The organism is Agreia sp. Leaf335 (assembly GCF_001423605.1).
Taxonomy (GTDB): Bacteria; Actinomycetota; Actinomycetes; order Actinomycetales; family Microbacteriaceae; genus Agreia.
Genome location: NZ_LMOQ01000003.1, coordinates 761,544 through 786,406, shown reverse-complemented (window position 1 = coordinate 786,406; position 24,863 = coordinate 761,544). Strand labels below are relative to the sequence as shown.

Below are 24,863 nucleotides of genomic sequence, written 5' to 3'. Positions count from 1 at the left end.
AGGCTTTCTTGGAGGACCATACGTGGCGCAGCTGTTGATACTGACCTCTGCGGTCGACCGCGAGGTTCTGCCCGCGTTGTCTCTCCTGAGTCACCGCGCTCGGCAGATTCCCGCCGAACCCGCCCAGCTCGTGAACACTCCCAATTGCGACCTCATCTTCGTCGATGCCCGAACGGATCTCGCGTCTGCGCGTTCGCTCTGCAAGATCCTCACGACCACGGGTATCGGGGTTCCGATCCTCTTGATCATCACCGAGGGTGGCCTCACCGCGGTCAGCGCTGACTGGGGTGCGGCAGACGTCGTGCTCGAGACGGCCGGTCCTGCAGAGGTCGACACCCGCATCCGTCTCGCCATCGGTCGACAGGTGCAAGACCAGTCGACGTCGAAGATCCAGGCGTCGGGTGTCGTCATCGACGAGGCCAGCTACTCGGCCAGGGTGCACGGCCGGCCCCTTGACCTCACTTTCAAAGAGTTCGAGCTGCTGAGGTTCTTCGCGATGCATCCATCGCGGGTGTTCACGCGGGAGCAGCTCCTCTCCGAGGTGTGGGGCTATGACTACTTCGGCGGCACGCGCACGGTCGACGTGCACGTCAGGCGCCTGCGTGCGAAGCTCGGCGACCTCGAGTCGCTCATCGGCACCGTGCGCAACGTGGGCTACCGATTCAACTTCTTCGAAGACGACAATGAGCGCATCGCTGCAACTCAGAGCAAGTAGTCCCTCCGATCTCGGGGCGGCCTTCACCCGGCTGATCTCGCGCTCGTCGATGGTCGACGGCCAGCCCCCGTTCAACGACCAGGCACTCGTCGACGCGGCATCCGGCGCGCGAACCCTGATCGTCGCCGAGCACGGCGACGTGATCGCGGGCGCGGTGCTCATCGGCCAAGGCGAGTTCGAGTTCGTCGTCGATCCCGAGTTCCGCCGCAACGGCCTCGGCGGCATTCTGCTCGAGCGCATCCTCGACGGAGCCGAGCCCGGGATCGCCGGCTGGGCGCACGGCGATCACCCGGCCAGTCGCATCCTGGCTGAGCGAACCGGCTTCGAGCCGGTACGCACCCTCTACCAGCTTCGGATGCCCGTGCCCGCCTCCCCGTCGACGGACTCGGTGAACGAGGGGCAAGGTTCGGCGAACGAGGGGATCGTCGTCGAAGCGTTCCGGCCGGGTGTCGACGACGACGCGTGGGTCGAGCTCAACGCCCGCGTCTTCGCCGACCACCCGGAACAGGGCTCCATCACCGTCGACGATCTGCACGCGCGCATGGCCGACGCCTGGTTCGACGCGGGCGACTTTCTGATCGCGCGAGACGGAGACAGGCTCGTCGCCTACAACTGGCTCAAGGTCGAGGGGCCCGACGAACCGGGCGAGATCTACGTGGTCGGCGTCGACGAACGCTACGCGGGACAGGGCCTCGGGCGCATGCTCATGCAGCGCGCGTTCGATCGCTTGCGCGAGCGTGGCGTCTCGACCGCGGCGCTCTACGTCGATGCCGACAACGTCGGAGCGGTGCACCTGTACCGATCACTGGGATTCACAGACCATACGGTCGATGTTCAGTATCGGCGCCCTCTCGCCGGGTGACATGATGTTTCCATGAGTGGCGACAACATCCTTCTTGATTCGAACTTCGGCTCCGACTTCGATGACGACGACGAGATCATCGAGATCCTCGACGACCCGTCTCTGCCCGAAGGCCGCTACCTCGACCGTGAGCTGAGCTGGCTGGCGTTCAACACGCGCGTGCTCGAGCTCGCCGAAGACCCGACGCTGCCCGTGCTCGAGCGCACGAACTTCTTGGCGATCTTCTCGTCGAACCTCGACGAGTTCTTCATGGTGCGCGTCGCCGGCCTGAAGCGTCGCATAGCGACGGGCCTCGCGGTTCCGACCAACATCGGCCGCAAGCCGGTCGACGTTCTCGGCGACATCTCGCGCGCCGCCCACGAGCTGCAGCTGCGGCACGCTCGCGCCTACCAAGAACTGGTGAAGCCGGCGCTCGACGAGGCCGGCGTGCACATCGTCACGTGGGACAGCCTCGACGAAGACGACCGATCGCGTCTCAGCGACTACTTCTCGACGCAGATCTTCCCTGTGCTCATGCCGCTCGCCGTCGACCCCGCCCACCCCTTCCCGTACATCTCTGGCCTCTCACTCAACCTCTCGATCCGCGTGCGCAACACCAAGATCGACAAAGAGGAGTTCGCCCGCCTCAAAGTTCCGCAGGTCATTCCGCGCTTCATTCGCGTCGACGAGACCGAAGACGAGACGAACGTTCGACTCATCGCGCTCGAAGACCTCATCGCGAACCACCTCGGCCACCTGTTCCCCGGCATGGAGGTGCTCGATCACCACGTGTTCCGAGTCACCCGCAACGAAGACGTCGAGGTCGATGAAGACGAGACCGAGAACCTCATCCAGGCACTCGAGAAGGAGCTTCTGCGTCGGCGCTTCGGTCCGCCCATCCGTCTCGAGGTCACGGAGGACATGGACGACCGCACGCTCGAGCTGATCGTGCGCGAACTCGACGTCACCGAGCAAGAGGTCTACCGACTTCCCGCGCCCCTCGACCTCTCCGGCCTGTTCGATCTCGCCAAGATCGACCGCCCCGAGCTGCACTACCCGAAGCGCGTTCCCACGACCTCGGTCGCACTGCAGCCGTCGGAGCCCAACGCGAAGCCCGACATCTTCAATGCGATCGCCCGTCAGGACGTGCTGCTGCACCACCCCTACGAGTCCTTCGCCACGAGTGTGCAGGCCTTCCTCGAGCAGGCCGCGGCCGACCCGCACGTGCTCGCCATCAAGCAGACGCTATACCGCACGTCGGGCGACAGCCCCATCGTCGAGGCACTCATCGACGCAGCAGAAGCGGGCAAGCAGGTTCTCGCCCTCGTCGAGATCAAGGCCCGATTCGACGAGCAGGCCAACATCTCGTGGGCGCGCAAGCTCGAGAAGGCCGGCGTGCACGTCGTGTACGGTCTCGTCGGACTCAAGACCCACTGCAAGCTCGCACTGGTGATCCGCCGCGAGAAGGGCGTGCTGCGTCACTACAGCCACATCGGAACGGGTAACTACAACCCGAAGACGAGCCGTATCTACGAGGACTTCGGGCTCCTGACCGCCGACGACCAGGTAGGCAAAGACCTGACTCGGCTCTTCAACGAGCTCTCGGGGTATGCGATCGAGAAGAAGTTCAAGCGCCTGCTCGTCGCACCCCTGCACCTGCGCAAGGGCCTACTCAAGCGCATCGCCCAGGAGGCGAGCAATTTTGAGCAGGGGCTGCCCGCGGGCATCCGCATCAAGGTCAACTCGATCGTCGACGAAGCCATTATCGATGCGCTCTACCGCGCCAGCCAGGCGGGCGTTCCCGTGGAGATCTGGGTGCGTGGAATCTGTGCGATCAAGCCAGGCGTGCCGGGTCTCAGCGAGAACATCACGGTGCGCTCGATCGTGGGCCGCTACCTCGAGCACTCGCGCATCTTCTCGTTCGTGAACGCGGGCGAGCCGGAGACCTGGATCGGAAGTGCCGACATGATGCACCGCAACCTCGACCGTCGCGTCGAGGCGCTGGTGCGGCTCACGAGTACCGATCACCTGCGGGAGATCAGCGAGCTGTTCGACCTCGCCATGGACGAGAACACCATGTCGTGGACGCTCGGTCCGGACGGCGACTGGGTCCGGCGCAGTATCGATTCCGAGGGCAACCCACTCGTCGATCTGCAAGACGTCGTGATGAAGCAGATCACCAAGCGCCGCAAGCGAACGGGCATCAGCCGATGATCCGGGCGCGGGAACGGTCGCTGTGACCGTCTTCGCCGCAGGAGCGGTCTGCTGGCGCGTCGTCGACGGCAAGATCCTTGTGCTCCTGATCCATCGGACGCGCCATAAAGACGTCTCGCTTCCCAAGGGAAAAGTCGACCCCGGCGAGGTTCTGCCTCAGACCGCCGTCCGCGAGATCGCCGAGGAGACGGGGCTCAAGGTCAATCTCGGCCTTCCGCTCGGCGTCACGAACTACGTCATGCCGAATCATCGCGAGAAGGTCGTGCACTACTGGGCGGCCGAAGTCACCGAAGAGGCAGTGCTCGCCTCGACCTTCGTTCCGAACAGCGAAGTGGCCGCACTCGAATGGATGCCGGTGAGTCGGGCGCTCACATCGATCAGCTACAAGCGCGACGCCGAGATCCTGAAGCGCTTCCAGGCCTTCGTCGACGACGGGCTCGTCAGCACCTTCGCGATCATCGCCCTGCGGCATGCGAAAGCGATCCCCGCCTTCGACTTCGACGGCAGAGACTCCGCACGCCCGCTCACTCAGCGCGGTCTGCTCGAGGCGCAGTCCATCGTCGCGGGCCTCAGCGCCTTCGGCCCCACCGTGCTCCGCTCCTCGACGGCTCTGCGTTGTCAGCAGACGATCGCGCCGACCGCCGCCGCACTCGGCCTCGACGTCAAGAAGACCGATTCGATCAGCCAGGACGCTTTCGAGAACGGCACCAGCGACATCCGGAGCATCGTCGGAAAGCGCGTGCGTCGCCGCGCGACGGCGATCCTCTGCAGCCACGGGCCCGTGCTGCCCGAGATCATGCGAGAGGTCGCGCTCGCCACCGGCACCACGAAGCCCGCATCCATCGCGCGTGCCGGCGACCTTCCGGTGGCCGGCTACACGGTCATCCATCTCTCGAGAGAGCGCCCGGGTTCCGGCATCATCGCCGTGGAGACGCACGTCCCGCACTGAGGACTCCTCGCTGTTCACCTCCCGTTTACCGAAATGCGCCACTCTGGCCACGATGCACGGCTACGTTTTCTGAGGGCCAGCACCGGCCCGCCAGCGTGCATCTCTGATATCCAGCTACAGTCAACGATCTTGATCGGCATGTGGTCTCAGACGTCACCTGGCACTACCCATTTCGAAGGGACCACACACAGTGAAGTTCAAGAATGTTGCTACGGCGGGGGCCATCCTGGTCGCGTCGGCTATCGCACTTTCTGGCTGCGCCAGCAGCACCCCCGAGTCCACCACCTCGGCCACGCCTTCGGCCGCTGCGGTTGACTACAGCGCTCTCTCGGGCACGATCACCGCCGGTGGCTCCAGCGCCCAGGCGAACGCCCAGGCCGCATGGACCACCGCATTCACCGCCCAGGCCAAGGGCGTCACCATCAACTACGACAAGTCGCAGGGCTCCGGCGGCGGCGTCACCAACTGGACCGCTGGCAGCTACGACTTCGCCGGCAGCGACTCGCCCCTGAGCGAAGAGCAGCAGACCGCGGCCACCCTGTGTGGCCCCAACGGCGCGATCAACCTGCCGATCTACCTCGATGGCGTCGCCATCGTCTACAACCTCGCCGGCGTCGACAAGCTGAACCTCTCGGCCGAGACCCTCGCCAAGATCTTCTCGCTGTCGATCACCACCTGGAACGACCCGGCCATCGCGGCAGAGAACCCCGACGCCGAGCTGCCCGCAACGGCCATCACGACCGTCACGCGTTCAGACGGATCGGGAACCACCAAGACATTCACGAACTTCCTGAGCCAGACGGCCAAGGATGTCTGGACCTACCCGGCCGACAGCGCGTGGCCGATCGCCGGCACCAGCGCCCAGAAGGGCACCTCCGGCATCGTGCAGGCCGTCGGAGCCGGTGACGGAACCATCGGTTACGCCGACCACAGCGCCATCGGTGAGCTCAAGGCCGCCTCCGTCAGCGTCAAGGGCGAGGACTTCGTGGCATTCAGCCCCGAGGCCGTCACCGCGGCGTTCGACGCAGCCGCGTCGACCACCGACACCGGCATCGAGGGCGACCTGGCCCAGACGGTCGACTTCACCGCCATCTCCGGCACCGAGGCCTACCCGATCCCGCTGGTCTCCTACGGAATCCTCTGCACCACGTTCAAGGACGCCAAGCAGAAGGAACTGGCTACCGCCTACCTCGGCTGGATCGGTAGCGACATCGGCCAGCAGGTCGCCGCGAAGAACGCCGGCGCGGCTCAGATCCCGGAGAAGCTCCTCACCGAGATCGCGGCCAGCCTGGCCCTCGTCAAGTAACACAGCCAGACCAGACCGTTCTCCCGACCTTCTCGAGAAAGACCGCCATGAGCGACCGAACCTCAGTTGAATCTGTTTCCTCGACGCAGCCTCGGCAGAACACGACGTCTGACAGCACCACCCCGCGTGGGGGGAAGGAGCCTTTGCAGGCTCCCTCCCCCGCGCGCAGCAGTCGGGTTCGGCCCGCGGATGCAATCTTCCGCGGGCTGAGCACCGGCAGCGCGATCTTCATCATGGTCATCCTCGCCGGCGTCGCCCTGTTCCTCATCGTTCAGGGCATGCCGGCCATCGTGGCCAACTGGCAGAGCAACCCCGAACTGAACGACGGCTTCACCTCGGCGTTCGACAGCTTCTGGGCCTACGTGGGCCCGCTGCTCTTCGGAACGCTCTGGTCGGCTGCCATCGCCCTTGTTCTGGGCGCGCCGATCGGTATCGGTATCGCCCTCTTCATCTCGCACTACGCGCCCCGCCGTCTGGCCGGCCTCCTCGGCTACGTCGTCGACCTGCTGGCCGCCGTTCCGTCGGTCGTCTTCGGCCTCTGGGGCATCATCGTCATCCGCCCCTTCCTCCTGCCGCTGTCGGACTGGCTCAACACCTACCTCGGCTGGATCCCCATCTTCGGCGGCCAGGTCACCACGACCGGCTCGACCATCCTCGCGGGAGCAGTGGTGCTCGCCGTCATGATCCTGCCGATCATCACCTCCATCTCGCGAGAGATCTTCCTGCAGACGCCCCGCCTGCACGAAGAGGCCGCGCTGGCCCTCGGCGCCACGCGCTGGGAGATGGTGCGCCTCGCGGTCTTCCCCTACGCCAAGTCGGGAATCGTCAGCGCGACGCTGCTCGGCCTCGGTCGTGCACTCGGAGAGACGATGGCCATCGCCATGATCATCTCCCCCGCCGTCATCGTCTCGTTCCTCGTGGTCACAGAGGGCCAGAACTCGCAGACCATCGCGGCCAACATCGCGCTGAACTTCCCCATCGCCTCCACACTGCAGCGCCAGGCCCTCATCGGCACCGGCCTGCTGCTGTTCGTCGTCTCGCTCGCGGTCAACATGATCGCCCGCTACATCGTGACCCGCGGCTCGTCGAAAACCGGCGGCAAGAAGAAGCGGCGACCGAGGCCGCTCGTGGTTCCCACCGGTGACGCCACCTCCACCCTCACCCGCGACCTCGTCGCCGACAAGAACACCGCCGCCGGCCCTGAAGGAGCATCCGCATGACCGCGCTGAGTCCTCGAACCGTCGAAAAGGGTCCCGTTCCCAATTCGCTGACAACGGGGCAGCTTCCCCGCTTCGCCGAGCTCTACATCTTCGGAGCATCGGCCGTCGTCTCCGGCGTGCTGCTGATGCTCATCGGCTTCGACGTCATCGGCTGGCTCGTTCTGAGCGCCGTCGTCTATCTCGTGCTCCTCGGCATCCTCTCGAGCCTCGTCGAGAACCGACGCAAGGCCATCGACCGCCTCGTGCGCGGACTGGTCACCGTCGCCTTCCTGCTGGCGATCATCCCGCTCGTATCGACCCTCTTCACGGTCGTCTCCAAGGGCATCGGTGCCCTGTCTTACCAGTTCATCACGCAGACCGGCGGCTCCTCGTTCAACCCCGACACGCTCGAGGTCACGAACACGCCCGGCGCCCTCCAGGCCATCGTCGGCACGTTGATCATCACCGGCATAGCCGCACTGATCTCGGTTCCCATCGGCCTGTTCACCTCGATCTACCTCGTGGAGTACGGCCGCCCCGGCCAGTGGCTGTCTCGCACAGTGACGTTCCTCGTCGACGTGATGACCGGCATACCGTCGATCGTCGCGGGTCTGTTCGCCTTCTCGCTGTTCACCATCATTCTCGGCCCGAAGGCGTTCAGCGGATTCTCCGCCTCGGTCGCCCTCTCCGTCCTCATGATTCCCACGGTCGTCCGGGCGTGCGAGGAGATGCTGCGTCTCGTGCCGCACGACCTGCGCGAGGCCTCGTACGCGCTCGGCGTGTCGAAGTTCGCGACCATCGTGCGCATCGTGCTGCCGACGGCCATCGCGGGCATCGTCACGGGCATCATGCTGGCCATCGCCCGCGTCATCGGTGAGACGGCCCCGATCTTCATGGCTGCGAGCTTCACCGACAACTTCAACTCGAACCCCTTCGAAGGGCCGATGCAGACGCTGCCCGTCATGGCGTACACGGGCTTCGCGTTCCCCGGAACCGACATCGCCGCGTCGAACAACTCCGCCTGGGGTGCCGCCTTGCTGCTGGTGATCCTGGTCGTCATCCTCAACCTCATCGCACGCGTCGTCGCGAAGGTGTTCGCCCCCAAGGGCTCCCGCTAGCCCTCCACCCCAGACCTCTCCCCCTTTCGCACCACAGAATCCGAAGGAATCGAATTGTCCAAGCGCATCGAGGTCAAAGACCTCAACGTCTACTACAGCGACTTTCTTGCCGTCGAGGGCGTGTCGATCACCATCGAACCCCGCACGGTCACCGCCTTCATCGGTCCCAGCGGCTGCGGCAAGTCGACCTTCCTGCGCACCCTGAACCGCATGCACGAGGTCATCCCGGGCGCCCACGTGAAGGGCGAGGTCATCATCGATGGCAACGACCTCTACGCCCCCGGCGTCGACCCCGTCATGGTCCGTCGCCAGGTCGGCATGGTCTTCCAACGGGCGAACCCGTTCCCCACGATGTCGATCCGCGACAACGTGCTCGCCGGGCTCAAGCTGAACAACAAGCGCCTGTCGAAGAGCGAGGGCGACGACATGGTCGAGAAGGGCCTGCGCGGCGCCAACCTCTGGAACGAGGTCAAGGACCGTCTGAACCTCCCGGGCGGCGGACTCTCCGGTGGCCAGCAGCAGCGCCTGTGCATCGCGCGCGCGATCACGGTCTCCCCCGACGTTCTCCTCATGGACGAGCCCTGCTCGGCCCTCGATCCGATCTCGACGCTCGCCATCGAGGACCTCATCAAAGAGTTGAAAGAGGAGTACACGGTCGTCATCGTCACGCACAACATGCAGCAGGCCAGCCGCGTGTCCGACCGCACGGCCTTCTTCAACATCGCCGGCACGGGCAAGCCCGGCAAGCTGATCGAGTACGACGACACCACGACCATCTTCTCGAACCCGACCGTCAAGGACACCGAAGACTACGTTTCGGGTCGCTTCGGATAGCGAGAGATCTGCAGCACGAACGACGAAAGCCCCCTCGATCTCGAGGGGGCCTTCGTCGTTCGCGCTGAGCGGCTACGCGCTGGCGATCGCCACGATCGGCGTCGTCGTCGGCGTCTTGGATCCGCCGGCAGGCTCGACCGTGACGCCGACCGTGTCTCCGGCCGACATGGTTCCGTCGAGCAGGTGCCACGACGTCTTGTGGGCGCCGGTGGCATCGAAGGTGCCTGCGGGAGCAGCGCCCGCGTCGTTGATGTACCAGGCCTCGTACACGCTGCCGTTGGGCAACGGTGCGAGACCGTCGACGACCACCGCGGAGCGTCCGAGCTCACCTGACCAGACGAGCGTCGCGACACCGCCGCCGTCGACCTCGCTGCGCACCGACTGCACGTCGGATGCAGCATAGATCTGAGCGAGGCCCGCAGCCTGCTGATCGACGACCACGGGCGTATCGCCCGTCACCGCCGAGCCCACGAAGCCTCCGCCGACGAACAGGCCGATGGCGGCTGCGGCCGAAACGAGGATGGTGGCGGGGCGTGCGAACCAGCGTGTACGAGCCTTCTGCTCGGCCGCGCCTGCCTCGGCCGGCTGGGATCGAGCATCCTCGATCATGCTGGATGCCGACGGCGCGGCGATATCCGCGTCGACCGTCGGGCCGGCTGTATCGCGGGGCAACTGCGGAGTCGAGGCGATGGCAGCCATCAGGTCGACTTTGAGCTTCGCGGAGGGCTCGACTGGAGTGGATGCCAGACCGAGGAGCACCGCAGTGGCGCTGAGGCCGTCTGCCTCGGCGGCAAGCTCGGGGTCGGACTCGGCCGCCACGAGAAAACGCTCGAGTTCTTCAGGGCTCAATGCACCGAGGGCGAACGCCCCGGTGTTCATTCGAGAGTCGTCATTTATGGCCATCAGGCGACTCCCATTTCGTCTCGAAGGCGGATCATGCCGTCTCGGAGCCGCGTCTTGACGGTACCGATCGGTATCGCCAGGATCTTCGCGACCTCGCTATGGCTGTATCCCCCGTAGTACGCCAGAGAGATGGCTTCGCGCTGCAGTTCAGTCAGCTGAGTCATTGCTCTCTTCACCCTTTCATGTTCGATTCTGATCTCGACCGATTCGGCCACTTGATCGTATTCACGGTCCACATCCCGGATACCGATCTTGATATCCCGGTCGTGAGAGGACTGCGACGCGCGCACGCGGTCGACTGCCCTGCGGTGAGCCATCGTGAGAACCCAGGAAAGAGCCGCGCCGCGTTGCGGATCGAAGCGCGTGGCCGTGCGCCAGATCTCGAGAAACACTTCTTGGGCGACTTCCTCGGACTGCGCATGGTCGATGAGCAGTCTTTTGATGAGGCCGAGAACCCTCGGCGCGACCCGGTCATACAGTTCGGCGAATGATCTCTGATCGCCGTCGGCGACCCGCAAAAGCAGGCTCTCGACCGAGTCGAGCGCCTCCACAGGAGTGCCGTTATGGTCGCTATCAGAGGTCACGAGCTTAAGCATGACAGGTTTCCCGCCTGAGGCATGTTGTTCGTGGTCCGTTCACACCAATGATTCGGCGCGGAGGCCATGCCGGTTTGGTGGGTATCAGACCTTCTCGTATCCGTCGCGATTCTCACGGCGAGCGATGAGCCCGGCTTCTTCGAACGCCTCGAGCCAACCGATCATCGGCCACCTGCCCCACCGGCGGTGGAACAGGGCAGCGTTGCGCAGGATGTCGTCGAGATGCGACACGGGAGGCGACTCGACGGCATGGTGCTGGTGATAGGCGCGGGCCGAACCGATCCACGCGAGCTCGATGTTCTTCTGGGCGGCACAGGCGGAGAAGTCCGTGTCTTCCCCTCCGTACCCGATGTAGGCCTCGTCGAAGCCACCCATCGTTCTCCACGTCGCCGCCGTGACGGCGAACGACAGAGACCAGAAGAGGTCGTGGTCTCCCCCACGAATGACCGCGCCGGGTTCGGGGGCAGGGCGAGCCGCGTGCGGCGCGGCGAGCGTGTCGATGTCTGCGAGGTCGTAGCCGCCCTCCGATGCTGGCGGGAGATAGGCCACGGGTCCGCACAGGATGTCTCCGCTCAGCTCGGTGGAGACGGCGGCGGCCTCGTAGGCGCCGATCAACTCGGGACCGGGCACGCAGTCGACGTCGAGGAAGACGATCACATCGGCGCCACTGGCCAACGCGGCCTCCGCGCCGGCATTCCTCGCCGCAGCGATAGGGAGACCGAGCCGGTGCGCGGCGATCTGTATGACGCGCGCACGGCTTTCAGCAGCCTGGGCTACGAGTTCATCGTCGACAGCAACCACCACGTAGTCGTCGGGCGGTCGGACGCTGCGGGCCACAGCCTGCATCTGCAGCGCCAGGTGTGCATGACGACCGTGTACGACGGTGACGACGGCCACGCGGGTCATGCGACCTCGGAATCGACGGCAAGGGTGAGCTCGGAGTCGATGACGGCCGCGGCCGTCCTGGCTCCACGCCCGTCGTTCCAGGTGGACCACCGATCACCATCGAGCGCAGCCGCCTCGTCGAGAAGCGCCTGCCACCCCGTCTCGGGAAAGTCCCACCGCACGATCGCGGGCCATCTGCTGCTGCCGGCCAGAACCGAGGCAGTGGTGACCTGCTCCTCGTGCGGTCGCGCCTCCGGAATCACGATCGCGGGGCGACGCGCGGCGGCGACGTCCGCGAGCGCGTTCTGGCCCGCGTGAGTGACCACGACATCGGCCGAGCAGATCTCGGGCCACGGATCGTCGACCCATCGACCACCGCGGCTCCCCAGGACCGTCCAGTGCCAGTCGGGGGTCGACGTGCGCGCCGCGGAGATCGTCGACGCGTCGAGGGTGCTGCCTCCGGCACCGCCGAGAAGGAGGACGCGGCGCTGCCCCTCTGCTCCGAGCGCCGGATGACCCTCGTCGCCTCGCGAACCGAAGCGCGAGATCGCGCCCACACAGTGCAGACGACGTCGGGCGGGCGCGCTGAGACCCGAGATCATGCCCTCCGCCTCCTTCGGCCAGGCGGCGATGATCGCCGCCGAGATGTCGTAGCCGAGCTGATGCGCGTCATCTGCCCGAATCCCCGGAAGTGCCACCGAGATGACCGGCACCCCGAAAAGCCTGGCGAGAAGGGCGACCTCCACCGAGACATCCACGACGATGAGCTGCGGCTTCGTCTCCGCGATCCACTGCGAGAGCACGGCCATCCGACCCCGAAGCCCGGAATCGTGCAGGGGAACCCAGTGCAGCCGGCCTTGCGCGTCGACGTCTCGAGGCTCGATCGACTCGTCGTCGCGAGGCAGGTCGAGCCAGTCACCTCTCCACCCCTCCGGGCGCGGCTGCGACGACAGACCTACAACAGGCTCACGCAGCTCGGCGGCGATCGCGAGCGCCCGGTTGAGGTGGCCGCGGCCCTGATGGTGGATGTAGTAGCCGATCATGCGGCGATGTCCACATCGATCATGGAGTCGTAGAGACGCTCGTAGTCGTCGACCATGCGCTCGAGCGAACACGACGTGACCGCTCGATGCCGGGCATCGCTGCGTGAGAGTTGCGAGGCCCCCACCATCGCCTCGCCGAGTGCAACCACGTCTCCGGGCGGGGCCAGACGTCCGGAGAGCTCGTCGAGGATCTCAGGCACCCCGCCGCGTGCGAATGCGGCGACGGGGGTTCCGCAGGCCAACGATTCCGCCGCGACGAGGCCGTATGGCTCATCCCAGTTCGGCGTCACCACCGAGACACGAGCCCTGCCGACGGCTCGCATCAGCTCGTCGTGTCGCAGATGCCCCAGGTAGCGGGTCCTGTTGTCGAGCAGAGGGGCGATCTCTGCGTCGAAGTAGCTCTGGTCGAGACTCGGGCCCGCGAGATCGAGACTCATCCCCACCTCCCGCGCCGCGTGGATCGCCAGGTGCGGCGCCTTCTCGGGAACGAGACGCCCGAACCAGATCGCCGCGTCGCCGCCGGGCCCGGGCATCCACCGCGCGGTGTCGACACCGTTGCGGATGACCGTGCTCTCGACCACGTGACGCCACGCTGTCGACGTGTGCATGCTCACGGAGGCATAGGCGAGGCTCGGAGCCGCCAACTTGGCCGCCGATTCGAGCCATGGCACAGGAGGAGTGTGCAGAGTCGTCACGAAAGGGAGCCCTGTCGCCTCTGCCATGGCGACGGGCAGGTGGTGGAGGCTGTTGTTGTGCACGATGTCGTAACGGCCCGGGTCTCGGTTCAGATCCAGCATCAGCTTGAGGTACGCGTGATGTTCGCGCATCCACTGCTCGGGTCGGGCGCCCACGTCGGCGCGGGCGGCCGGACTGCTGCTGAATGGCTCGACGCCGAGTTCGGTGACTCCGAGAGCCGGATCGGAGCCCGGAGCCGCGAAGAGGGTCACCTCGTGGCCCCGCCTGATCAGCTCGCTCGCCAAGCTGTGCGTGTGTGCTTCGAGCCCGCCCGCGAAGGGTTCCGCTACGGGGAACCGGCTCGAGGCGATCAGGCAGATGCGGAGAGGCCCCGTCATCGAAGCAGATCGCGGTAGAGCGCAGCGTGCGCGTCTGATACCGCCTCACGCTGGCGTCGACGCTCGTCGACCGTGATGGAGAAGGACGGTCGATCGTAGTAGGCCCGGGCGACCGCGCACCCGAGCGAGTCGGCGTCGAGGCCGTCGTCGTCGTGCAGGTAGAGCATCACCGGGGCCTGATCGCGGTAATAGCCGCACGTGGGCGCGAGCACGGCAGTACCCAGGTCACGGCAGGCCTCCAGCCAGCCCGAATGGGTGCCGAAGCGGTAAGGCAACACCGAGAGATCGAGTGACGCGAGGTACTGCCACAGGTGCGCGTCATCGAAATAGTCGTGGATGCGCAGATCGATGCGGCCCGCCGCCGCCTCCTCGCGGAGAAGGTCGGCAAGGCCGGCGTCGTAACGCGGACCGGTGGGCTCGAGAAGATCGCGATGACCGTCGATCTGCAGGACAGCGTTCGGAAGACCGTTGATCGCGTCGAGCAGCGCACCGATGACCGGAATCGGATTCATGTTGGCGCGCAGGCTCTTGAGGTGCAGTCCGATGCGATATTCGGCATGGTCTCGGTCGTGCTGGATGTCGATTCGAGCGCGCTGTATGTGGTGCATCGTCTCGAAGTCGACGACGTGCGGATGCGGCAGCACGATCGCGCGACGAGCCCAGCGGCGCTTGATCTCGTACGCGGCCCCGTCGGTCAGCGTGATGATCGCATCGGCCGCAGGAACGAGGACGTCGAGCTGAGCATCGTGCTCGGCTCGGTTCTCGTGATGCGGGTTGCGCAGGTCGTGCACCGTGTAGACGAGGGGCTTGCCGGCACGCCGCAGCTCGTCGACGAGGTCGCGCAGCTGCTCGGGCGTTCGCGCATCGAAGCCGAACTGCAGATGGAAGACATCGAACTCGTCGGCGTGACCGCGGACCCACTCGGCGTCGAGCATGACGGGCGGCCACCATCGCTGCAGAGCCGACCGGGAGGGATCGTCGGGATCGGGGTCGGCGAGCCGGGTGACGCGCACGCCGCCGTCTCGGGACGCTGCCGCGGGCCCGCCCGGCTGGGCGACGTCGCCGTCGATCGGTGAGATGTGACGCACGTAGACGTGGGATGCCGGTACCGATGCCACACGCACCGACTGAGGCTCGGCAGCGGCAAGAGAAGCGCGATGGGGCAACTTCTCGGAGGCGGAGCCGTCTCGGCCCGACTGCGAAAGAAGGCTCGTCATATGCGCCTCCGTTCCATGGGTTGGTGCGCCGCTGAAGTGGTCACCTGGGCGCCCTTCAGCATGTCACTCGATTGCGAGGCGCAAATTGACCCTTGCCAAACGGTCGACGCTGCCCTACACGTTTTCGATCAGAGTCGCCGTCTGCTCGCGATCACGATCGAGCCGACGACAGCAAGAGCTTCAGCCGCCGCCGCGACGATGCGCAGCTGCAACCAGGGACCGGCCGGAATCGTCGGGAGCCCGAACGGAAGCTCGATGGGTGCGACGGTGCTCGACACCGTCAGGGCGAGTCCCACCACCGACGCGGCGGTCGCGACGAACGCAGACCACCGGCGGGGCCGAACGAGGATGAGGATGGCGAGGATCACGTTCGCTGCCGCAGCGACTCGAAAGAACTGACCGAGGGAGGCGACGAAGCCGTTCTCGAGCCGCGTCTGCACGAGATCGAATTGGGGAGCGAGCCAGAAATGCACCACCGCGTTCACCGCGAGGGCGAGAGCGGTCCAGATGACGGCGGCGGCGCGAAATGCCATGACGATCAGCCTGCCTGGTCACTCGGTCTCGAGGCTTTCGGTCAGAAGTAGTGCCAGGCCGCGGAACGCCTCTCGGCGGAAGGCCGTTCGTAACGGCGGAAATTGGAGCCCGGGGTTACCACGGCCCGGCGAGATACGACTTTACCCGACTTCAGTCGAGACTGTCCGTTCTCCACAATTTTGCGCAGATAGCGAACTCCGACGCTGTCTCCGCGAAGCGATTGGCGCGTACCGTGAATTCCGACGCCCGCTCGGCCGAATCCGATTCTGTGTCGTCGGCCTCCGCGGCTGCGCCGAGAGACATGATCCGGCAGAAGGCGGCAGCCCTTTCGAGAGCCACGGCGAAGTCGCCGTCGAAGATGCCACGCAGAATCTGGTCGGCGAGATCGGTGATCTCCTTCGGCCCGGTCGGCGAGGTCGCACCGGCGACAACCGGGTCGATGGTGATGCTCAGTTCGCTGCCCTTCTGGAACAGGAAACTCGACTGCTCGGGATCTTGTCGGATCAGGGCGCGAAGCAGGTAGATGCGCCAGAGCGCACCGGGAAGGCTGTGAGACGACGCCCGAGACCAGAGTTCGGCTATCGCATCGATGCCGTGCAGGTCGGTGTACTCGATGAGTCTGTCGATGACGCCGGGGTCTGGATCTGCGCGGACCCGGCCCAGCAGCGCGCTGGCGGTGTCATGCGCGAGACGCGAGATCTGGGCGGGATCCTCGCCTCCCTTGAACGCCTCGAACTCCGATCCGCCGAAGAGTGCGGGTTTGCGATGCTCGCTTGTCATGCATCCATCCTGCCTCGGTTAGATGAGAGCGCAAAGACACGCTAGATTAGTCGCTGCGGGCCTCTAGCTCAGTTGGTAGAGCATCGGACTTTTAATCCGCGGGTCGCCGGTTCGAGCCCGGCGGGGCCCACCGTATTCACGGCTTTTCCGCATCGATTGCGCGACGAGGAGCCCTATGAAGATCGCCATCACCGGCGGCGCCGGTTTCGTGGGCCGCCACCTCGCCGAGAGATTCGCGCCAGACGACGTCGTGCTCGTCTCTCGCCGGACCGGCACCGACATCACCGATGTCGATGCTCTGGCCGCCTCATTCGCCGGCTGCGGCGCTGTGGCGCACTGCGCGGGTATCAACCGAGAGATCGGCGACCAGAGCTATGAGAAGGTGCACATCGAAGGCACCCGCTCGGTGATCGAGGCAGCCAAGCGTGCCGGTGTCTCCCGCATCGTGATGCTCAGCTTCCTGCGAGCCAGGCCGGAGTGCGGGTCGGCGTATCACGAGTCGAAATGGGCCGCCGAAGAGCTGGTCCGTTCGAGCGGCCTCGAGTTCACCGTGCTGAAGGCGGGAATGATCTACGGTCACGGCGATCACCTCGTCGATCACCTCAGCCACTCCGTTCAGACTCTGCCCCTCTTCGCGACAGTCGGACTGCGCGAGAAGAGCATCCGGCCGATTCCGGTGAGCGAGATGGTCGACGTGCTCGTGGCGTCCGTCGAGGGGCGCCTGCCTAACGCGACCTTCGCGGTGACAGGGCACGAAGAACTGTTGCTGAGCGAGGCCGTGCGACGCGTATCGCGCATTGTCGGCCGTCGCGTGGCGGTCGTTCCGTCGCCGGTGTGGGCGATTCGCGCGATCGCGCAACTCACGGAGTGGACGATGAAAGTGCCCCTGATCGCGAAGGCCCAGGCGACGATGCTGGCCGAGGGTGTGTCGATCGCGGCTCCCCCGACGCCGGAGCTGCCGGTCGAGCTGCAACCGCGGCTCGATTTCTCGGCGGAACAGATCCGCAGAGCACTGCCTCCGCGCGGAGGTTTCGGGTTCAGCGATCTCCTCATCGCCAGGTAGATCCACACCCCGTGCTGGCATCATTGTCGGGTGCAGCTCTCCGACTTCTTCGCCCTCACCTCCGGTCCGGCCCCGCTCGTGACGGGCTCTCGGGGTGAACTGTCGGTGCACGATCTCGGCACCCTGCGTGTTCCCTCGGGCTCTCTCGGGGCGGCCGATCCTTTCGTCGCCCTCGACATGCCCATCACGGTGCCGATTCCGCCGGGCGACTACCGTGTCTCGGTCACGATCGCGGATGTGTCGACCGAACAAGACGGCTCGCACCTGCGTGAGGCGTATCTGTCGTTGATCGTCTCCGACGCAGTAACAGCCTCCGTCGAACCCGTGCCCGGCCCCGACGGTCCCCCCGAACACGGCTCGTTCTTCGGAGTCGCCGTCGATGCCGGCACGGTCGCGTTCTTCGACGCCGCCGCCGTCGAGTCGTCGATGCCGGGCGAAGCCGACGACTGGTACGACGAGGTGTTCGATACGGGCGAGCCAGGGTCGTGGTTCGACACCATGGACTCTGAGACGCCGCTCAGGGCGGGCACCGCGAACATCGAGATGCCGCTCGCTCGCGCCGGTGAGAACGTCATCCTCGCGCACTCGGGCTGGGGCGACGGGTTCTATCCCGTCGTTCAGACCCGGGATGCCGACGGCCGCCTCACAGGCGTGCATATCGATCTGCAGGTGGTCGGCTCGGCACCCGACCCGGAGCCTTCGTCGCCACAAACGAGCTGGGTCTCCCGCGTGAAAGGCTTCCTCAGGTGATCGACGTCATCGTCGTCATCGTGCTCATCGCCGGCGCCGTGACGGGCTACCGTCTGGGCCTCGTGAGATCGCTGCTCGGACTCGCCGGTGTGATCGCGGGAGGAGTGGGTGCGTACTTCGCGATCCCGCCCGTGGTCGCCTGGATCTCCGAGCCGGAATGGCGGATCGCCGGCGTCATCGGAACGGCTTTCATCCTGGTCACCGTGGGGTACCTGCTCGGCGCCACGATCGGACGACTGATCGGGCGGGGCGTGGCGAAGGCGAAACTCCGCTTCGTCGATCGCGGTCTGGGGTTCATCGGCAGCGGCATCGCTGCAGCCCTCGTCGTGGTGACCGTCGCGTCAGGGGTCTCGACTCTCGGCGTCGCCCCGCTCACTCAGGCCGTGGCATCATCGTCGATTCTGCGAACCATCGACGGCCTCGTTCCGCCCCAGGTGACGACTTTCCTGGCCCAGTTGCGCACGGCCGCGGTCACAGACGGAGCCCCGTGGGTCATCGACGCTCTGGGTGCGCCGACCACGGCTCCGTCCATTCCGACGATCAGCACCGACAGCCCTGCGCTCACTGCTGCGGCCCGATCGATCGTTCGCATCACGGGCACTGCATACGAGTGCGGCGTCACGATGTCGGGAAGCGGTTTCGCGATCGCGCCCGATCGGGTCGTCACGAACGCCCACGTGGTTGCGGGGATCTCCGAGCCCGTGGTCGAGGTCCCGGGACAATCTCCGCGATCGGGGCGCATCGTCTACTTCGACCCGGCTGCGGATCTGGCGGTGATCGCGGTCGACGGCCTGCCGGCGGACGCGCTTGAGTTGACCGAGACGCTTCCGCCGACGAGCCCCGCGGTCGTCGCCGGCTACCCCTTCGGCGGACCCTTCTCCATCGCCGGGGCCGAGGTCTTGGCGGCCGGTCCCCTGCAGCTGATCGCAGACGGCACGGCCGGGGCCACGCGGGATGCCTACACGCTGGCGGCCGATATCGAGCCTGGCAACTCGGGGGGCCCGCTTCTCACGGTCGATGGTCGCGTTGCCGGCGTGGTCTTCGCTCGGGCCAGCACGGTGAGCAATGTCGGTTACGCCCTCACGATGCAGGAGCTCTCTCCCGTGGCAGCGCAGGCGCCGGGTCTCACAGCGCCTGTCAGCACCGGGGCGTGCTCCGCCTGACCCTGGTGGCCTCCGCCGTCAGAAGACGTCGTAGTCGAGGCTCGCCTTGCCGTTGCCGCTGTCGATACGCGCCGTGTTCTCGTGCGACTGCGCCTGCTCACGCACGCGCTCCGCGACACCCTGGGTCTCGGGCTCGGCGTACGACACGGTCTCGTGCTGGCTCATGATCTGGCTGGTCGGGCCCAGTACGAGCGACACCGGGGTCGGCGCGCCGTCGGCGTCGAAGCCGGGAACCACCAGAACCTGATTGCGCCGGTTGCGCGGAACGGTAGCCGCGAAGTGCACGAGCGCATCGGCCACCTCGTCACTCGTGACGAACGTCCCACCGGCGTAACTCATCTTCTTCATCTCTTCAGGGTCGCGCATTCCGGCCGCTCGGACCCGGGCATTGTGATCGACACCTTACTGAGGTAACAGAGTGCAGGACTACCCTTCGGCGGCACGTCCCCCGTACGATGAAGTCCCATGTCGCCCGCTCCCGCTCGAAGCGCCGTCCGCCAATTCTTCGACGGGGTCGCCTATCTCGGGCGCGGGCTGAAGATGTGGGGTAGCGACCCTCGCCTGATGCTCTTTGGCGCTCTGCCGGCGCTCATCGTCGCCGCGGTCTATCTCGCCGTGCTCGTCGTGCTCTTCGTCAACGCCCCGACGCTGGCCGAGTGGGCGACGCCCTTCGCCGACGAATGGGACGAGGGCTGGCGAACCACCCTGCGCGTGACCGCCGTGATCGCATTCCTCGCCCTCGGCGCCCTCCTCGTGGTGTACACGTACACCGCGATCACACTCGCGGTCGGCGATCCGTTCTACGAGAAGATCTGGCGAAGCGTGGAGAACCGTCTCGGCGGGATCCCCGACGAGGTAGAGACGGCATTCTGGCCATCTGTTCTGCGCGGAATCCTCGATGCACTGCGCATCCTGTTTGCGACGGCGCTCATCGGCATCTGCCTGTTCGCGCTGGGATTCATCCCCGTGCTCGGCCAGACGGTCGTTCCAGTGCTCGGCGCAGCGGTGGCCGGCTGGTTCCTCGCCCTCGAGCTCACGGGCAAGGCGTTCGAAGCCCGGGGTCGAACGCTGCGGCAGAGGAGACGGGCGCTTGCGGCCATGAGGCCCACCGCGCTCGGCTTCGGGGTCGCGAGTTACCTCGTGTTCCTCATTCCGTTCGGGGCAGTGTTCGTTATGCCCGCCGCGGTGGCCGGTGGTGCGCTGCTCTCTCGGCAGGCCCTCGCCGACGACGCTGGCAGCGCGGGCGCGCTATGAGCCGCTGGATTCGCCGTGCTCGTCGGGCTCCGGCACCGGCCTGAGACCGCCCGTGCTGTTCGCAGCGAGCATGAGGTCTTCGATCCATACCCGGTTGAGCGCCGGAGACTTGTTTCCGTAGAAACGGAAGTGAAGCGGAATCGACGGGTGCACCCAGATGGTGCTGCGGCCGCTGCCTTCTTCTGTTCCGTGCTCCCACGAGAGCATAAAGGCCTCGTTGCGACGCAGCTTCGTCGAGATCACGACTTTGAGGTGAGCAAGCAGCCGATCCTCGAACTCGACGTCTGTATCTCCGGTGCCGTAGATCAGTCTGCCCATATGAAAAAACGTCCGTTCCTGACAAAGGGCCCACGCGGATCCGATTCCACGTGAGCTCCCTCACCAAGGTAGTCGCTCAAAATGCTCCGTTTTCAGGGTTGCCAATAGGGAACCACTTGTGCGAAGCGATCCAGATGTGCGACTAGCGCGAGAGTGCGTAGAGCGCGCTCTTCGCGTCGTCTGCGGTCTTGTACAAACCACACACGTTGCCATAGGCATCCGTCAACTTCGCCGGATGTCCGGGCAGACCCTGCACCATCCCGGCGAATCGTCCGTCGCGGCGGGCGAGCCACACCCCGTCGAAGACGAGCTGCCAGCGGAGGTGGGTCGGGGCACTATCTGTGACGGAGCCGGGTGCCGTCGGCGCCGACGGCATGCTGTCGATAACGAGAGACATTAATCCACTCCTTTCAGAGTTGCTTGATGCCTTCAGGCTAGGTGTGGACACCACCCCCCAACAAGGGGTTTACGGCACCCCCGTCACCCGCTACGGGCGCCCGTCAGGACGCGGCACGATAGCGGACACCCCAGCTGAGCATCCATGATGCTCCCGGTTCGATCCAGCGAAGGCCCTCCCCCGTGTTGAAGGCGTTCGCCGGGGCTGTCATGGGTTCGAGAGCGACAGCCATCCCTGTTCCGGTCTCGAAGGGGAACTCCCGGGGGTTGTACGCCTGTACGTACGCGAAGTTGAGGTCGGTCCACAATTCGACCCGCTGCCCGTCGGGCGAGACGAGCGAATGGATGTTCTGTCCCCCCGTTCCGGTCAACGAACCGAACGCGTGGTTGAGGTCGAGGTCAGACAGAAGGCGACCGGCCCGTAGATCGAGTCCGGCATCCTCGACCGAGACCTCGGCGGTCGGTATGAACGCGTCGTCGTACTCGAAGACCGTGTCGGCCGCGAGGGTGAGGGTCAGATCCTCGGTCGGGACGGAGCCGATGACGAAGTACGGGTGTGCCCCGACGGCTACCGGCGCTGGAGCATCCGACTCGTTCGTGATTGCGTGAGTGACGGTGAGACCGGCTTCGCTGAGCTCGTAGCTCACCGAGGTGTCGAGCAGGAACGGGTAGCCGTGCTGCGGGAACACGCGGGCGTTCAACGTCAGAAAGCCCTCCCCCTGCTCGGCAACCGTGTACGCCGTATTGCGCAGGAGGCCGTGCGTGGCATTGCCGGTGGAGGGCTCGGTGATGTCGAGTTGCTGCTTGACCCCGTCGAGCACCCAGGCTCCGTGTGCGATGCGATTCGGCCAGGGAACGAGCACGATGCCCTGGCCCATGGGCGGCAGCGACTGCTCGGGGTACTCACGAACCACCTCGACACCGTTCAGCACGAGGCCACGAAGACCCGCCGCCAGCTCGGTGATCGTCGCTCGGGAATCGCCGAACTCGACGGAATACTGGGTGCCTGTCGCTGCTCTCACGGGACAAGCCTACGGTGTCGCCCGGCCCCGGGCATCCGGATACCGGAGCCGGGCGACGCGCGGGTCAGGCGGCGGGCGCCGGCCCGTCGGTCGGCTCGGCGTCTGTCGGCAGAGACTCCTCGATCTCCTCGAGGACAGTGTCCTCTTTCTCGCCGGCCGTCTTCTTGCCCGGATCGCGAGGGATGGGATGTTCGTTCGTCATACGTTCCTCCTTCTGTGGTGGGATCGTGCTCTCGTACCGCGACTACGGCGTCGCGGCATCGACCACGTTCTGTACGAGCAGAGCCCGAGTCATCGGACCCACTCCGCCGGGAACCGGTGACAGGAACCCGGCCACGTCTGCGACGCCAGGATCGACGTCGCCTCGCAGCTTCGCCTTGCCGGTCTCGGCATCGACGACCCGGCTGATGCCCACATCGAGTACCGCCGCGCCGGGCTTGATCCATTCGGCCTTGATGAGCCCGGGCACGCCGACGGCCGCGATGACTATGTCGGCACGACGCACCTCGGCCTCGAGGTCACGCGTGCGGGAGTGGGTGAGCGTGACGGTTGCGTCGATGCCCTTGCGCGTGAGCAGAAGACCCAATGGGCGACCGACCGTGAGCCCGCGACCCACGATCACCACGTGCTGACCGCTCAGCGGAATGTCGTATCGACGCAGGATCTCCACGATTCCGGCGGGGGTGCACGGAAGCGGAGCGGGCCGACCGGCGCTCGACGCGGGGTCGACCGTGAGCACGAGACGCCCCAGATTGGTCGGGTGCAGCCCGTCGGCGTCCTTAGCCGGATCGATGAGCTCGAGCATGGCGTTCTCGTCGATGCCGTTCGGCAACGGAAGCTGCACGATATAGCCCGTCACAAGCGGATCGGCATTCAGCGCAGCGATGGCGTCGCGCACGTCTTGCTCGCTCGCCGTGGCCGGCAGGTCGACCCTGATCGACTCGATGCCGACCTCGGCGCAGTCTCGGTGCTTGCCCGCCACGTACGAACGGGATGCCGGGTCGTCGCCGACCAGGAGCGTGCCGAGGCCGGGGTGGATGCCCTGCTTCTTCAGCTCGAGGACGCGCTGCGCGAGCTCGGACTTGATGGCCGAGGCTGTGGCGACACCGTCGAGGACGACGGCCGTCACTGGACGAGGCCCGGGTAGAGGGGGAACGCTCCGGTCAGGGCCGAGACGCGAGTGCGCAGGGCAGCCGTGTCGGCACCCGGCTTGAGCGCCTCTGCGATGATGTCGGCGACCTCGGTGAACTCGACGTCTCCGAAACCGCGGGTTGCGAGCGCGGGCGTTCCGATGCGCAGCCCGGAGGTGACCATCGGGGGGCGGGGATCGAAGGGCACGGAGTTGCGGTTGACCGTGATGCCCACCTCGTGAAGGACGTCTTCGGCCTGCTGTCCGTCGAGGGGCGAATTGCGCAGATCCGCGAGCACGAGGTGCACCTCGGTTCCGCCCGTGAGCACGTCGACGCCACCGGCGCGTGAGTCTTCCGCGGTCAGGCGCTCGGCGACGATGCGAGCACCATCGATGGTGCGCTGCTGGCGATCGCGGAACTCCGGCTCGGCGGCGAGCTTGAACGCCGTCGCCTTCGCGGCGATGACGTGCATGAGCGGACCGCCCTGCTGGCCGGGGAAGACGTTCGAGTTGAGCTTCTTGGCGAGTTCGGTGTCGCGGCTGATGATGAAGCCGGAGCGCGGACCGCCGATGGTCTTGTGCACGGTCGACGAGACGACGTCGGCGAAGGGAACCGGCGACGGGTGGAGGCCTGCGGCGACGAGCCCGGCGAAGTGGGCCATGTCGACCCACAGCTTGGCGCCGACCTCGTCGGCGATGGCGCGGAAGGCAGCGAAGTCGAGGTGCCGCGGGTACGCCGACCATCCGGCGATGATGACCTGCGGGCGGTGCTCGAGCGCCTTGTCGCGCACCACGTTCATGTCGACGAGGAACGTCTCGGGGTCGACCCCGTATGAGACGGCGTTGTAGAGCTTGCCCGAGAAGTTCAGCTTCATTCCGTGGGTGAGGTGGCCGCCGTGGCTCAGCTCGAGTCCGAGGATGGTGTCTCCGGGGGTGGCGATCGCCGAGAGAACGGCCGCGTTCGCCGTGGCGCCGGAGTGCGGCTGCACGTTGGCGTACTCGGCACCGAAAAGGCTCTTGGCCCGAGCGATGGCCAGCTCTTCCGCGACGTCGACGAACTCGCAGCCGCCGTAGTAGCGGCGGCCGGGATAGCCCTCGGCGTACTTGTTCGTGAGAACCGATCCCTGCGACTGCAGCACGGCACGCGGAACGAAGTTCTCGCTGGCGATCATCTCGAGCGTGTCGCGCTGGCGACCGAGTTCCTTCTCGAGAACGGCGTAGATCTCGGGATCGACCGATTCGAGGGGCTCGTTGAACGAGGAAGACGTGTGATCAGACAAGGCTGGCTCCTAAAGTGACAGAAACGGAAAAGGTGCCGCCGCGCGAACGACGGGGTGAAGCAGTATCCGGATCGACCCAGGCGCGCGGCCGAATTCGTGTCAGTCGCTTCCCGATGGTGACCATCTGAACGCCAGTTGCGACAGCAAGAAGCCTACAACAGGCATCCCGTAAGATCTCTGGTACAAGTGGCGTCATAGACGCCACCCTCGCGTGTCTCTGATCGTGAGGGGGGAATGGGGACCCCTGCAGTACCGTCCCGATTCCTCTTGATAGAAGGAGT

General features: G+C 66.0%; 26 protein-coding genes, 1 tRNA gene, 2 pseudogenes and 1 riboswitch. Of the genes and pseudogenes, 13 read left to right on the top strand and 16 right to left on the bottom strand.

What is annotated here, in order from left to right:
- The first annotated feature begins 22 nt into the window (after positions 1–22).
- The 4 genes and pseudogenes from ASF79_RS14010 to ASF79_RS13995 all read left to right on the top strand — a co-directional run.
- Positions 23–715: a response regulator transcription factor gene (locus ASF79_RS14010; protein ID WP_055777818.1), complete on the top strand. Its 693-nt coding sequence runs from the start codon at positions 23–25 to the stop codon at positions 713–715.
- Positions 684–1,577 (top strand): mycothiol synthase, encoded by an 894-nt coding sequence (gene mshD / locus ASF79_RS14005; protein WP_055855800.1) that lies wholly within the window; start codon positions 684–686, stop codon positions 1,575–1,577. The genes ASF79_RS14010 and mshD overlap by 32 nt, the downstream gene beginning before the upstream one ends.
- Positions 1,578–1,589: 12 nt before the next feature.
- Positions 1,590–3,770, top strand: a complete 2,181-nt coding sequence (locus ASF79_RS14000; RefSeq protein WP_055855797.1) for an RNA degradosome polyphosphate kinase — start codon at positions 1,590–1,592, stop codon at positions 3,768–3,770.
- Positions 3,771–3,792: 22 nt separating this feature from the next.
- Positions 3,793–4,437: pseudogene (locus tag ASF79_RS13995) on the top strand (NUDIX hydrolase); the annotation flags it as partial.
- 206 nt (positions 4,438–4,643) lie between these two features.
- On the opposite strand, the pseudogene ASF79_RS17895 reads toward ASF79_RS13995, so the two are convergent.
- Positions 4,644–4,721 (bottom strand): annotated as a pseudogene (locus ASF79_RS17895) (hypothetical protein); the annotation flags it as partial.
- A 188-nt stretch (positions 4,722–4,909) separates the two neighbouring features.
- On the opposite strand from ASF79_RS17895, the gene ASF79_RS13990 reads away from it, so the two are divergent.
- From ASF79_RS13990 to pstB, 4 genes are read left to right on the top strand one after another with little or no spacing between them, the layout of a single operon-like run.
- Positions 4,910–6,025, top strand: a complete 1,116-nt coding sequence (locus tag ASF79_RS13990) for a phosphate ABC transporter substrate-binding protein PstS (RefSeq protein ID WP_055855791.1) — start codon at positions 4,910–4,912, stop codon at positions 6,023–6,025.
- 47 nt (positions 6,026–6,072) lie between these two features.
- Positions 6,073–7,245 carry a phosphate ABC transporter permease subunit PstC gene (gene pstC, locus ASF79_RS13985; protein ID WP_082495909.1) on the top strand — a complete coding sequence of 391 codons (1,173 nt, stop codon included), beginning with the start codon at positions 6,073–6,075 and terminating at the stop codon, positions 7,243–7,245.
- The gene (gene pstA, locus ASF79_RS13980; RefSeq protein WP_055777832.1) at positions 7,242–8,342 is read left to right on the top strand and encodes a phosphate ABC transporter permease PstA; all 1,101 of its coding nucleotides are present in this window, start codon (positions 7,242–7,244) and stop codon (positions 8,340–8,342) included. The genes pstC and pstA overlap by 4 nt, the downstream gene beginning before the upstream one ends.
- 54 nt (positions 8,343–8,396) lie before the next feature.
- Entirely contained in the window at positions 8,397–9,176 is a 780-nt protein-coding gene (gene pstB, locus ASF79_RS13975) for a phosphate ABC transporter ATP-binding protein PstB (RefSeq protein ID WP_055777836.1), read from the top strand.
- A 72-nt stretch (positions 9,177–9,248) separates the two neighbouring features.
- Here pstB and ASF79_RS13970 read toward each other — a convergent pair whose 3' ends face one another.
- From ASF79_RS13970 to ASF79_RS13935, 8 genes are all read right to left on the bottom strand, one after another.
- Positions 9,249–10,079 carry an anti-sigma factor domain-containing protein gene (locus ASF79_RS13970; RefSeq protein ID WP_055855788.1) on the bottom strand — a complete coding sequence of 277 codons (831 nt, stop codon included), beginning with the start codon at positions 10,077–10,079 and terminating at the stop codon, positions 9,249–9,251.
- Positions 10,079–10,675 (bottom strand): sigma-70 family RNA polymerase sigma factor, encoded by a 597-nt coding sequence (locus tag ASF79_RS13965; RefSeq protein ID WP_055777840.1) that lies wholly within the window; start codon positions 10,673–10,675, stop codon positions 10,079–10,081. Before ASF79_RS13965 ends, ASF79_RS13970 begins: the two co-directional genes overlap by 1 nt.
- Positions 10,676–10,759: 84 nt before the next feature.
- Complete coding sequence (locus tag ASF79_RS13960) at positions 10,760–11,581, bottom strand: glycosyltransferase family 2 protein (RefSeq protein ID WP_055855786.1); 822 nt, start codon at positions 11,579–11,581, stop codon at positions 10,760–10,762.
- On the bottom strand, positions 11,578–12,603 hold the full coding sequence (locus ASF79_RS13955) for a glycosyltransferase (protein ID WP_055855782.1): 1,026 nt from the start codon (positions 12,601–12,603) through the stop codon (positions 11,578–11,580). Before ASF79_RS13955 ends, ASF79_RS13960 begins: the two co-directional genes overlap by 4 nt.
- Positions 12,600–13,676: a glycosyltransferase gene (locus ASF79_RS13950; RefSeq protein ID WP_055855780.1), complete on the bottom strand. Its 1,077-nt coding sequence runs from the start codon at positions 13,674–13,676 to the stop codon at positions 12,600–12,602. The genes ASF79_RS13955 and ASF79_RS13950 overlap by 4 nt, the downstream gene beginning before the upstream one ends.
- Positions 13,673–14,893: a glycosyltransferase family 1 protein gene (locus tag ASF79_RS13945; RefSeq protein WP_235500764.1), complete on the bottom strand. Its 1,221-nt coding sequence runs from the start codon at positions 14,891–14,893 to the stop codon at positions 13,673–13,675. Before ASF79_RS13945 ends, ASF79_RS13950 begins: the two co-directional genes overlap by 4 nt.
- A 128-nt stretch (positions 14,894–15,021) precedes the next feature.
- Positions 15,022–15,426 (bottom strand): hypothetical protein, encoded by a 405-nt coding sequence (locus ASF79_RS13940; protein WP_055855776.1) that lies wholly within the window; start codon positions 15,424–15,426, stop codon positions 15,022–15,024.
- A gap of 151 nt (positions 15,427–15,577) precedes the next feature.
- Positions 15,578–16,207 (bottom strand): hypothetical protein, encoded by a 630-nt coding sequence (locus tag ASF79_RS13935; RefSeq protein WP_055855773.1) that lies wholly within the window; start codon positions 16,205–16,207, stop codon positions 15,578–15,580.
- A gap of 57 nt (positions 16,208–16,264) precedes the next feature.
- Between ASF79_RS13935 and ASF79_RS13930 the strand changes: the two genes are divergently transcribed.
- The 4 genes from ASF79_RS13930 (at position 16,265) to ASF79_RS13915 (ending at position 19,183) form a co-directional block, all read left to right on the top strand.
- Positions 16,265–16,337, top strand: a tRNA-Lys gene (locus ASF79_RS13930).
- Positions 16,338–16,382: 45 nt separating this feature from the next.
- On the top strand, positions 16,383–17,270 hold the full coding sequence (locus ASF79_RS13925; RefSeq protein ID WP_055855770.1) for an NAD-dependent epimerase/dehydratase family protein: 888 nt from the start codon (positions 16,383–16,385) through the stop codon (positions 17,268–17,270).
- Between the two features lie 30 nt (positions 17,271–17,300).
- Positions 17,301–18,020 (top strand): DUF4241 domain-containing protein, encoded by a 720-nt coding sequence (locus ASF79_RS13920; protein ID WP_055855767.1) that lies wholly within the window; start codon positions 17,301–17,303, stop codon positions 18,018–18,020.
- Entirely contained in the window at positions 18,017–19,183 is a 1,167-nt protein-coding gene (locus tag ASF79_RS13915; RefSeq protein ID WP_055855762.1) for a MarP family serine protease, read from the top strand. The genes ASF79_RS13920 and ASF79_RS13915 overlap by 4 nt, the downstream gene beginning before the upstream one ends.
- An 18-nt stretch (positions 19,184–19,201) precedes the next feature.
- Here the strand turns inward: ASF79_RS13915 and ASF79_RS13910 are convergent, their stop codons facing one another.
- Positions 19,202–19,531, bottom strand: coding sequence for a hypothetical protein (locus ASF79_RS13910; protein WP_156351684.1), 330 nt, complete (start codon positions 19,529–19,531; stop codon positions 19,202–19,204).
- Between the two features lie 117 nt (positions 19,532–19,648).
- Here ASF79_RS13910 and ASF79_RS13905 point away from each other — a divergent pair, with 117 nt between their 5' ends.
- Positions 19,649–20,437, top strand: coding sequence for an EI24 domain-containing protein (locus ASF79_RS13905; protein WP_055855759.1), 789 nt, complete (start codon positions 19,649–19,651; stop codon positions 20,435–20,437).
- Here ASF79_RS13905 and ASF79_RS13900 read toward each other — a convergent pair.
- From ASF79_RS13900 to glyA, 6 genes are all read right to left on the bottom strand, one after another.
- Positions 20,432–20,755 carry a DUF7882 family protein gene (locus tag ASF79_RS13900; RefSeq protein ID WP_055777872.1) on the bottom strand — a complete coding sequence of 108 codons (324 nt, stop codon included), beginning with the start codon at positions 20,753–20,755 and terminating at the stop codon, positions 20,432–20,434. The genes ASF79_RS13905 and ASF79_RS13900 overlap by 6 nt on opposite strands.
- Before the next feature lie 142 nt (positions 20,756–20,897).
- Positions 20,898–21,152 (bottom strand): hypothetical protein, encoded by a 255-nt coding sequence (locus ASF79_RS13895; protein WP_055855757.1) that lies wholly within the window; start codon positions 21,150–21,152, stop codon positions 20,898–20,900.
- Positions 21,153–21,255: 103 nt separating this feature from the next.
- Positions 21,256–22,173, bottom strand: a complete 918-nt coding sequence (locus tag ASF79_RS13890) for an aldose 1-epimerase family protein (RefSeq protein ID WP_055855755.1) — start codon at positions 22,171–22,173, stop codon at positions 21,256–21,258.
- Between the two features lie 64 nt (positions 22,174–22,237).
- On the bottom strand, positions 22,238–22,375 hold the full coding sequence (locus tag ASF79_RS17415; protein ID WP_156351685.1) for a hypothetical protein: 138 nt from the start codon (positions 22,373–22,375) through the stop codon (positions 22,238–22,240).
- Positions 22,376–22,417: 42 nt separating this feature from the next.
- Positions 22,418–23,302 (bottom strand): bifunctional methylenetetrahydrofolate dehydrogenase/methenyltetrahydrofolate cyclohydrolase, encoded by an 885-nt coding sequence (locus tag ASF79_RS13885; protein ID WP_055855751.1) that lies wholly within the window; start codon positions 23,300–23,302, stop codon positions 22,418–22,420.
- Positions 23,299–24,582, bottom strand: coding sequence for a serine hydroxymethyltransferase (gene glyA, locus ASF79_RS13880; protein ID WP_055855747.1), 1,284 nt, complete (start codon positions 24,580–24,582; stop codon positions 23,299–23,301). Before glyA ends, ASF79_RS13885 begins: the two co-directional genes overlap by 4 nt.
- Positions 24,583–24,649: 67 nt before the next feature.
- Positions 24,650–24,731: riboswitch (ZMP/ZTP riboswitch) on the bottom strand.
- Positions 24,732–24,863: the final 132 nt, after the last annotated feature.